Raw genomic sequence first — 8,996 nt, 5'->3', positions numbered from 1 at the left:
CCGCCGTCGAGCCCCCGCCGTGCGCCGCCGCCGGCGCTGCGGTCGGCTGCTGACCACCCGCACCCTCAGGTACGCGTCAGCAGGGCCTCGGTGATCTCCTGGCAGTTGTCCATGCCGTACTCGTAGCCCTTGGCGATGGGGTAGCGGAGCATCACGCCCATCGTCCAGGTGTCGCCGACCGCCAGGCAGTTGACGTGGATCTCCTGCTCCTGGGTGCGGTCCACCCAGCCGTTCTTGATGGCGATCCGCTTCGCCTCGTCGGCCGGGAACGCCTTGCGGATGCCGAAGTCGCCGGCACCGCGTACCAGGCGCATCTCCTTGAGCAGCCACTTGGTCCACTCGGGGCCGGCGGCCCGTCCGTCGGCGATGCAGTTGCCCAGCCGTGCGGTGTCGCGGGGAGACAGCTCGGTACGGCTCCACCCCAGGTCACTGGAGACCTTGCTGTCGGTCAGGTCGCAGACGGACAGCAACCGCTTGATCGACGCGGCCCGCCCGATCTGGGTGTAGAGCTGCTCGGTGCGGGTGTTGTCGCTGTCCCGGATGATCCTGGTCAGGTCGTCGAGCTTCGCGTCGCTCGGCGTCTGTCCCGCGTTCGCGGTGCGGCGCAGGTAGTCGGCGACGACCCAGGACTTGATGAGCGAGGCGGTGGTGTTGGTCTCGTCCATGTTGTCCGAGCCGATGATCTCGCCGGAACGGCGGTCCAGCACGCTCCAGCCGTACCAGCCGTCGATGTCCAGGTCGAGCTGCTTCGCCGCGAACGGCAGCGGCTCGGGCTCCGGTGACGGGCTGGGCGAGGGCGACGGACGCGTGTGGCGGTCGGTGAGCGAGCCGTCGCGGGACACCGGCGGATCGGACCGGCCCCACTCGGCGGCGGCGCGGGACTCGAAGGGCGAGCCGGGGAGCAGGCGCAGGGAGACCAGGACCAGCCCGAGCAGTACGCAGGCGATCGCGATCAGCCGTAGCGGGGATGTTCCGCCCTCCCGGTCGCGCTTGCGGGCGGCCATCAGAGCTTTCCGACCGGCTGCTGCGGCACCTTGAGCGCACCGCCGGGCTGCGGGGTCACCAGTTGGGCGGCGACGCTGGCGCAGACGTCGGCCCCGTAGTCGAGCTTCTCGGCGATCGAATAGCGAAGCATGACGGCCAGACTCCACTTCTCGGTGACGGCGAGGCAGTTGACGTGCCAGTTGCGGTCGTAATAGAGGCGGGTCCAGCCGTTCTTCATGCCGACCGGGCCCTGACTGGTGATCGACTCAGGTAGGCCGTCGATGATGCCCCATCGGCCGCCGCCCCAACCCTTCTCCTCGTGCTGGTCCTTGTCGGCGGTGGTGCCGCGCACCTTGCTCATCTCGGAGAGCACCCATTCGGTCCACTTCGGGCCGGCCGCCCGGCCGTCGGCGATGCAGTCGCCGAGTCGGACCGCGTCGCGCGGGGACATCCTGGTGAAGCTCCACCAGCCCTCGTACCCCTTGACGTTGCCCCGCTTGGTGTCGGTGAGGTCGCAGATGCTGATCGCGCGCTTGATCACCGGGCCGGGTTGACCGCCGGCCGGCACCGCGTACGAGCCGCCGGCCATGCGGTAGATGTAGTTGGTCGACGAGTCATCGCTGTCCCGGATGGCCTTGCTGGCCGCCTTCTTCTGCGCGGCCGTCGGCTCCTCGTCGCCGAGTTGGCGCAGGTAGTCGGCGACGATCCAGGCCTTGATCATCGACTCGGTTGAGCTTGTCGCGGCCATGTTCTTCGAGCCGGAGATCTTGCCCGACTCGCGGTCCATCAGCGCCCACGAGAAGAACTCGCCCTCGAAGTTCACCGAGACCTTGCCTGCGGCGAGGGTCGGTGGCGGCGGTGGCGCGGGCGGCGGCGCCGCGACGCTCTCCTGGGCGGCGTTCGCCTCGTCGCCGGAGAGCCGGGCGTACGCGGCCGGCACCAGCATGACGCCGCCGAGTAGCACCGCCGTGACGGCGAACACCATGATCACGCGAGATCGCATGAGCGGGTGAGCTCCAGATGTCAGGGCCGGGGGGACCGGCTTGTTGCCAGGACTGACCGGTATGGATCGCTTGCGGAGGCGGGGGATGTGCCCCTGAAGGCAGGCGATCGTTCGGCACCGATCGGTGTGACCTGCGAAGTCTACGTCCGGATCTGCGTGACGCCAGGATCCGACACTGGCCAACTCGCGGGGAAGGCGGGATAAGAACCCGCTACGCGGCTGTTGCGAGGATTTGTGGCTCGTTTGTGACCCGTCTCACAGCGACGAACGCTACTCGTGGCGTGCGGCCGGTAACGCTCGGGCATCTCGTATTTCTATGACACCCCTCTGGTGCCGCTGGTCGCAAGCTGTAACACTGAGTCCATGTATGGCAATGACTTCCCGGGCGAGGACCCGCCCGGCGGCCTGCTCGGCGAGGTCGAGGCGGCGGAGGCCGCGCTGCGCGCCGCGGCGGAACAGGGACGGACGGCCGCCGAACCCGGCACCGACCTGGCGACGTACTTCACGGCCGTGGTCGAGGCCGACCAGAAGATCGAGCCGCGCGACTGGATGCCGGAGGCGTACCGGCGGACGCTGATCCGGCAGATCGCCCAGCACGCGCACTCCGAGATCATCGGCATGCAGCCGGAGGGCAACTGGATCAGCCGGGCGCCGTCGCTCAAGCGCAAGGCGATCCTGCTCGCCAAGGTGCAGGACGAGGCCGGTCACGGGCTCTACCTCTACGCCGCCGCCGAGACCCTCGGGGTGAGCCGGGACGAACTGGTCCAGCTCCTGCTCGACGGCCGGCAGAAGTACAGCTCGATCTTCAACTACCCGACTCTGACCTGGGCCGACGTCGGTGCCATCGGCTGGCTGGTGGACGGCGCGGCGATCGTCAACCAGGTGCCGTTGTGCCGCTGCTCCTACGGCCCGTACGCCCGCGCCATGATCCGGGTCTGCAAGGAGGAGTCGTTCCACCAGCGCCAGGGCTACGAGATCCTGCACGTGCTGGCACACGGCACCCCGGCCCAGCGGGCGATGGCGCAGGACGCGGTCGACCGCTGGTGGTATCCGTCGCTGGCCATGTTCGGCCCGCCGGACGGTGACTCCACCCACTCCGCCCAGTCGATGGCCTGGAAGATCAAGCGCTTCTCCAACGACGAGTTGCGGCAGCGCTTCGTGGACATGTGCGTCGGCCAGGCGGAGGCGCTCGGGCTCACCATTCCCGACCCGGACCTGCGCTGGAACGAGGAGCGCCAGGCGTACGACTACACCCAGCCCGACTACGCCGAGCTGATGCGGGTGATCAAGGGCAACGGGCCGTGCAACCGGCAGCGGATGGCGCACCGCCGCCAGGCGCACACCGACGGCGCATGGGTACGCGAGGCCGCCGAGGCGTACGCGGCGAAGCGGCGGACCAACGAGAAGGTGGCGGCGTGAGCGCGAGGAGTGAGCCGGTGTTGCGAGCCCCGCAGTCGCGAACCGAGGCAACACAGTGAGCGCGAGGAGTGAGCCGGTGTTGCGAGCCCCGCAGTCGCGAACCGAGGTGGCACCGTGAGCGCGAGGAGTGAGCCGATTCTGCGAGCCCCGCAGTCGCGAACCGAGGCAACACAGTGAGCGCGACGAGTGCTGGCAGGGAAACCTCGCCGCTCTGGGAGGTCTTCGTCCGGGCCCGACGGGGTCTGTCGCACACGCACGTGGGCAGCCTGCACGCGCCCGACGCCGAGTTGGCGCTGCGCAACGCCCGGGACCTCTACACCCGCCGTCAGGAGGGGGTGTCGATCTGGGTGGTGCCGGCCGGCGCGATCACCGCCTCCAGCCCCGACGAGAAGGACGCCTTCTTCGACCCGGCCGCCGACAAGGTCTACCGCCATCCCACCTTCTACGAGGTGCCGGACGGGGTGGCGCACCTGTGAACGGTCCCTTCGCCTTCACCCTGGCGCTCGGCGACGACGCGTTGATCGCGGCGCAGCGGCTCGCCGAGTGGACCACCCGCGCCCCGGAGATGGAGGAGGACATCGCGCTGGCCAACATCGCCCTCGACCAGCTCGGTGCGGCGCGGCTGCTGCTGACGTACGCGGGTGAGCTGGAGGGCGCGGGCCGCGACGAGGACGCGCTGGCGTACCTGCGCGACGACCGGGAGTTCCGCAACTGCCTGCTGGTCGAGCTGCCGAACGGCGACTTCGCGGTGACCATGGCGAAGCTGCTCGTGCTGTCGGCGTACCAGCTTCCGCTCTACACCGCGCTGGCCGGCTGCGCGGACGAGCGGCTGGCCGCGATCGGCGGCAAGGCCCGCAAGGAGTCCGCTTACCACCTGGACCACGCCGCGCTCTGGGTGAAGCGGCTCGGCGACGGCACCGCCGAGTCGCACCGGCGGATGCAGGCCGCCGTCGACCAGGTCTGGCCGTACGCCGACGAGCTGTTCACCCCCGGGCCGGATGCGCCGGTCGACCCGGCCACCCTGCGGGACGGATTCGACCGCACGGTCACCGGGGTGCTCGCCGAGGCGACCCTCACCGCGCCCGAGTCGGCCTGGGCGCCGGCCGGCGGGCGGGACGGCGTGCACACCGAACACCTGTCGTACCTGCTCGCCGAGATGCAGGTGCTGCACCGCGCGCACCCCGGGGCGCGCTGGTGAGCGCGGACGGACCGCCGCGATGACCGACCCGCGCACGGCCGTCGCGTCGGTGGTGGACCCCGAGATCCGGGTGGTCACCATCGACGACCTCGGCATCCTGCGGGCGGTCGAGGAGGATGCGGCCACCGGCCACGTCGTGGTGACCATCACCCCGACGTACACCGGCTGCCCGGCGATGGACGTCATCCGGGCCGACATCCGGCGGGCGTTGGCCGCCGCCGGACATCCGGACGCCGAGGTGCGTACGGTGCACACTCCCGCCTGGAGCACCGACTGGATCAGCGACGCCGGCCGGGCCAAGCTGGCCGCCGCCGGCATCGCCCCACCGCAGGCGGCACCCCGCGACGGCGTGGTCCCGTTGACCCTCGCCGTGCGGTGCCCACGCTGCGGTTCGCCGGAGACCGAGCAGCTCAGTCGCTTCGGCTCCACCGCGTGCAAGGCGCTGTGGCGCTGTCGCGCCTGTTCCGAACCCTTCGACCATGTGAAGGCGCTGTGACTGTCACCATCACCCGTCCGGTCCGCCGCCGCCCGGTGTTCCACCCGTTGCCCGTGGTCGCGGTGGACCGGCTCACCGCCGACGCCGTCGCGATCACCTTCGACGTACCCGAGGATCTGCGCGAGACCTTCGCCTTCCAGGCCGGCCAGCACCTCACCGTACGGCTGCCCGCCGAGGGTGGGGGTGCCGGCCAGGACGTGCGCCGGTCGTACTCGATCTGCTCGATCCCGCAGGACCTGGCCCGGCACGGGCGGCTACGGATCGGCGTGCGGGAGATCCCCGGCGGGGCGTTCTCGGCGTACGCCTGCGGGGTGCTGCGGCGCGGCGACACCGTCGAGGTGCTGCCGCCGCTGGGACACTTCGGCACCGCGTTCGACCGGGACCGGGTCCGTCGCTACGGCGCGGTGGTCGCCGGCTCCGGGATCACCCCGGTGCTGTCGCTGATCGCCACCGCCCTGGCCGTCGAGCCGGCCAGCACCTTCACCCTGGTGTACGGCAACCGCACGGCCAACTCGGTGATGTTCGCCGAGGAGCTGGCCGACCTGAAGGACCGCTACCCGACCCGGCTGCACCTGGTGCACGTGCTGTCCCGGGAGCAGACCGAGTCGCCGCTGCTCTCCGGGCGGATCGACGCCACGCGTCTGGGGCGGTTGCTGGACACCGTGGTGCCCGGTGACGCGATCGAGGAGTGGTTCCTCTGCGGCCCGTACGGGCTCGTGGTGGACGCCAGGACGGTGCTCGTCGGGCGGGGCGTCGCCGAGTCGGCGGTGCACACGGAACTGTTCCACGTCGACGCGCCACCGGAGCCGGTCCGCCGTCCGGGCGACGAGCCGGGCACCGGCACCGAGGTCACCATCCTGCTCGACGGCCGCTCGTCGCGCTTCACCATGCGCCGCGACGAGCGGGTCCTGGACGCGGCGTTGAAGGTCCGCAGCGAGTTGCCGTACGCCTGCAAGGGCGGCGTCTGCTCGACCTGCCGCGCGAAGGTGGTCTCCGGTCGGGTCGAGATGGCCCGCAACTACGCGCTTGAGCCTGACGAGGTGGCCGCCGGTTACGTGCTGACCTGCCAGTCCAGCCCGGTCACCGACACCGTCACCGTCGACTACGACGCCTGAGGCCACCCGCGTCACCCGCTCGGTCGGAAGATCGCCGACCGGGACCTGAACATGCGCGGGCTTCGCACCGTCTGTGTCGCCGAGGGATGAACGAGAGCATCGTCCGGTTCTCGATGGCTGGACCGACTTGGTCCGCTTTGGAGGAGCGCTGATGCGGCCATCCCGGCCAGTTCCGGCTTCACACTCAGGAAGGAAGCCATGCGCAAATTCACCTCGGTGGTGGTTGCCGCAGCCATGGCGTTCATCGCCATGGAGGCGGTCGTCGGTGCACCGGCCCGCGCCGCAGCCCCCCAGGAGTACGTGGCACTCGGCGACTCGTACGCCTCCGGCGTCGGGGCCTTCCCGTACGACTCGGCAAGTGGCGCATGTCTGCGCAGTCCGAGGAGCTACCCGAGGCTGCTGGCCTCCAGCGTCGGCGGGTACACGCTCAAGGACGTCACCTGCAGCGGTGCCACCATGGCCGACGTGCGCAGCAAGCAGCTCTCCGCGTTGAGCAGCAACACCGTGCTGGTCAGCATCACGGTGGGCGGCAACGACGCGCAGTTCTCCTCGGTGGCGACGGGCTGCCTCACCGAGAGCGAGTGGTACTGCGAGACCGCCACCATGTACTCCTCGTACTACGCCCGTAACCAGATGGTGGGCGAGCTCGCCGGCCTCTACGGCGAGATCAAGCGCCGGGCGCCCAAGGCGAAGGTGGTCGTGCTCGGCTACCCGAGGCTGGTCGCCCCGACCGGCTCCTGCGGCGCGATCAGCCCCAGTGCCGCCAAGCGCACCTTCATGAACGGCAACGCCGACGCGGTGGCCGAGGGCACCCGCGCGGCGGCGAGCCGGGCCGGCGTCACCTTCGTCGACATGCGTCCGGTCCTCGCCGGTTACGAGGCGTGCAGCCCCAGGCCGTTCATCCACGGCGTCAACCTGACCCGCCTCACCGAGACCTTCCACCCGAACGCGGAAGGGCACGCCGCGTACACCATGTTGCTGGCGGCGTACCGCTCCTGATCCGACCAGGTCGAGGCCCGACGGGGCCGTTCGTGTCCCGAGGGACGCGGGCGGCCCCGCCTCGTCGGCGCACCCGAGAGATCTTGGTGCGACACCGCCCTTCCGGGGGCCGTTTCGCACCGAGATCCGCGCTGCGGCGGTGGGTGCTGGTCCTATCTTGGTCACAGGGTGGCCGGGCCTGGAGGTGGTCGGTGGGAGTCGCGACGTAGGCTCGGTGGCGTGACGACGAGCCGGGAGATCGACGACATCCTGCAGCGTGGCGCGGACGGTGGGCGGATCACGCCCGAGGAGGCGCTGCTGCTCTACACCGAGGCGCCCTTCCACGCGCTGGGCGAGGCCGCGGACGCGGTGCGCCGTCGGCGGTACCCGGACAACGTCGTCACCTACCTGATCGACCGCAACATCAACTACACCAACGTCTGCGTGACGGCGTGCAAGTTCTGCGCCTTCTATCGGGCTCCGAAGCACAAGGAGGGGTGGACCCACCCCACCGAGGAGATCCTGCGCCGCTGCGGCGAGGCGGTCGAGCTGGGCGCGACCCAGGTCATGCTCCAGGGCGGCCACCACCCGGACTACGGGGTGGAGTACTACGAGGAGTTGTTCTCCTCGGTCAAGAAGGCGTACCCGCAGCTCGCCATCCACTCGATCGGGCCGAGCGAGATCCTGCACATGGCGAAGGTCTCCGGCGTGAGCCTGGACGACGCCATCGCCCGGATCAAGGCCGCCGGGCTGGACTCGATCGCCGGTGCCGGTGCCGAGATGCTTCCGGAGCGCCCGCGCCGGGCGATCGCGCCGCTCAAGGAGTCGGGTGAGCGCTGGCTGGAGGTCATGGAGCTGGCGCACCGGCAGGGCGTCGAGTCGACCGCGACGATGATGATGGGCACCGGTGAGACGGCCGCCGAGCGGATCGAGCACCTGCGGATGATCCGCGACGTGCAGGACCGTACCCAGGGCTTCCGGTCGTTCATCCCGTGGACGTACCAGCCGGAGAACAACCACCTCAAGGGCCGGACCCAGGCGACCACGCTGGAGTACCTGCGCCTGGTGGCGGTGGCCCGGCTCTTCTTCGAGACCGTGCCGCACCTGCAGGCGTCCTGGTTGACCACGGGCAAGGACGTGGGGCAGCTCGCGCTGCACATGGGCGTGGACGACCTGGGTTCGATCATGCTGGAGGAGAACGTCATCTCCTCGGCGGGTGCCCGGCACCGGTCCAACCTGCACGAGCTGATCGGGATGATCCGCTCCGCCGACCGGATCCCGGCGCAACGGGACACGCTCTACCAGCGGCTGGCCGTGCACCACACCCCCGCCGACGACCCCACCGACGAACGGGTGGTGTCGCACTTCTCGTCGATCGCGCTGCCCGGCGGCGGTGCCGGCCGCTCCCTGCCGCTGGTCGAGGCGAACTGACTCTCCCCGAGGTCACGGGCGGTTTCCGGGAAGGTCACGGTTCGCCAACGGTGCCGCTTCTCAGCTGATCATCCGAACGGCTCACCCCGCCCATCCATCCGGTTCGAAGCGCGACGCCGGAGCGGTGCGGGGTCGCGCTCCCCTGGGCAACAAGAGCCATCAATCCGGACAAACCTTAAATCGCGATTAGCTGAGCAGCGTGTGGCGGGTGTGAACCGGGGTGGCGCGGGTGATCCCTGAGCGCTAACGTCCCCGGCCGTACGCTTCACACCACTCCACGGGGGAGACCCTTCAATGATCTTCCGCACTCGCCGTGCCGCGAGCCTGGCCACGGCCGCGCTGCTCGCCTCGGGCGCGGTCGCCGCGTTCGGC

Annotated in this window: 9 protein-coding genes; 7 read left to right on the top strand and 2 right to left on the bottom strand. The window is 70.3% G+C overall.

Features of this window, described 5'->3' with window-relative positions:
* Positions 1 to 65 precede the first annotated feature (65 nt).
* Together EYA84_RS20190 and EYA84_RS20185 are read right to left on the bottom strand one after the other, a co-directional pair.
* Positions 66 to 1,004, bottom strand: a complete 939-nt coding sequence (locus EYA84_RS20190) for a serine hydrolase (RefSeq protein ID WP_131054610.1) — start codon at positions 1,002 to 1,004, stop codon at positions 66 to 68.
* A complete protein-coding gene (locus EYA84_RS20185; protein WP_131054609.1) occupies positions 1,004 to 1,987 on the bottom strand; it encodes a hypothetical protein in 984 nt (327 codons plus the stop codon). The genes EYA84_RS20190 and EYA84_RS20185 overlap by 1 nt, the downstream gene beginning before the upstream one ends.
* A 363-nt stretch (positions 1,988 to 2,350) precedes the next feature.
* Between EYA84_RS20185 and paaA the strand changes: the two genes are divergently transcribed.
* The 7 genes from paaA (at position 2,351) to mqnC (ending at position 8,624) form a co-directional block, all read left to right on the top strand.
* Complete coding sequence (gene paaA / locus EYA84_RS20180; RefSeq protein ID WP_131054608.1) at positions 2,351 to 3,406, top strand: 1,2-phenylacetyl-CoA epoxidase subunit PaaA; 1,056 nt, start codon at positions 2,351 to 2,353, stop codon at positions 3,404 to 3,406.
* A gap of 173 nt (positions 3,407 to 3,579) precedes the next feature.
* Entirely contained in the window at positions 3,580 to 3,882 is a 303-nt protein-coding gene (gene paaB, locus EYA84_RS20175; RefSeq protein WP_131054607.1) for a 1,2-phenylacetyl-CoA epoxidase subunit PaaB, read from the top strand.
* Positions 3,879 to 4,604 carry a 1,2-phenylacetyl-CoA epoxidase subunit PaaC gene (gene paaC / locus EYA84_RS20170; RefSeq protein WP_131054606.1) on the top strand — a complete coding sequence of 242 codons (726 nt, stop codon included), beginning with the start codon at positions 3,879 to 3,881 and terminating at the stop codon, positions 4,602 to 4,604. Before paaB ends, paaC begins: the two co-directional genes overlap by 4 nt.
* Positions 4,605 to 4,623: 19 nt before the next feature.
* On the top strand, positions 4,624 to 5,100 hold the full coding sequence (gene paaD / locus EYA84_RS20165) for a 1,2-phenylacetyl-CoA epoxidase subunit PaaD (RefSeq protein WP_131054605.1): 477 nt from the start codon (positions 4,624 to 4,626) through the stop codon (positions 5,098 to 5,100).
* The gene (gene paaE / locus EYA84_RS20160) at positions 5,097 to 6,215 is read left to right on the top strand and encodes a 1,2-phenylacetyl-CoA epoxidase subunit PaaE (protein WP_131054604.1); all 1,119 of its coding nucleotides are present in this window, start codon (positions 5,097 to 5,099) and stop codon (positions 6,213 to 6,215) included. Before paaD ends, paaE begins: the two co-directional genes overlap by 4 nt.
* A 198-nt stretch (positions 6,216 to 6,413) precedes the next feature.
* Positions 6,414 to 7,214: an SGNH/GDSL hydrolase family protein gene (locus tag EYA84_RS20155; RefSeq protein WP_131054603.1), complete on the top strand. Its 801-nt coding sequence runs from the start codon at positions 6,414 to 6,416 to the stop codon at positions 7,212 to 7,214.
* Positions 7,215 to 7,433: 219 nt separating this feature from the next.
* On the top strand, positions 7,434 to 8,624 hold the full coding sequence (gene mqnC, locus EYA84_RS20150) for a cyclic dehypoxanthinyl futalosine synthase (RefSeq protein ID WP_131054602.1): 1,191 nt from the start codon (positions 7,434 to 7,436) through the stop codon (positions 8,622 to 8,624).
* Positions 8,625 to 8,996: the final 372 nt, after the last annotated feature.

Origin of the sequence: Verrucosispora sp. SN26_14.1 (genome assembly GCF_004307965.1) — a bacterium.
Lineage (GTDB): Bacteria > Actinomycetota > Actinomycetes > Mycobacteriales > Micromonosporaceae > Micromonospora.
Note: the sequence above shows the minus strand (reverse complement) of the source record. Positions and strands in the feature narration are given on the sequence as shown.

Bases quoted from the DNA above. Each gene is read 5' to 3' on its own strand.
- EYA84_RS20190 (WP_131054610.1), bottom strand. From the start codon at position 1,004: ATGGCCGCCCGCAAGCGCGACCGGGAGGGCGGAACATCCCCGCTACGG.
- EYA84_RS20155 (WP_131054603.1), top strand. From the start codon at position 6,414: ATGCGCAAATTCACCTCGGTGGTGGTTGCCGCAGCCATGGCGTTCATC.
- paaA (WP_131054608.1), top strand. From the start codon at position 2,351: ATGTATGGCAATGACTTCCCGGGCGAGGACCCGCCCGGCGGCCTGCTC.
- EYA84_RS20185 (WP_131054609.1), bottom strand. From the start codon at position 1,987: ATGCGATCTCGCGTGATCATGGTGTTCGCCGTCACGGCGGTGCTACTC.
- paaD (WP_131054605.1), top strand. From the start codon at position 4,624: ATGACCGACCCGCGCACGGCCGTCGCGTCGGTGGTGGACCCCGAGATC.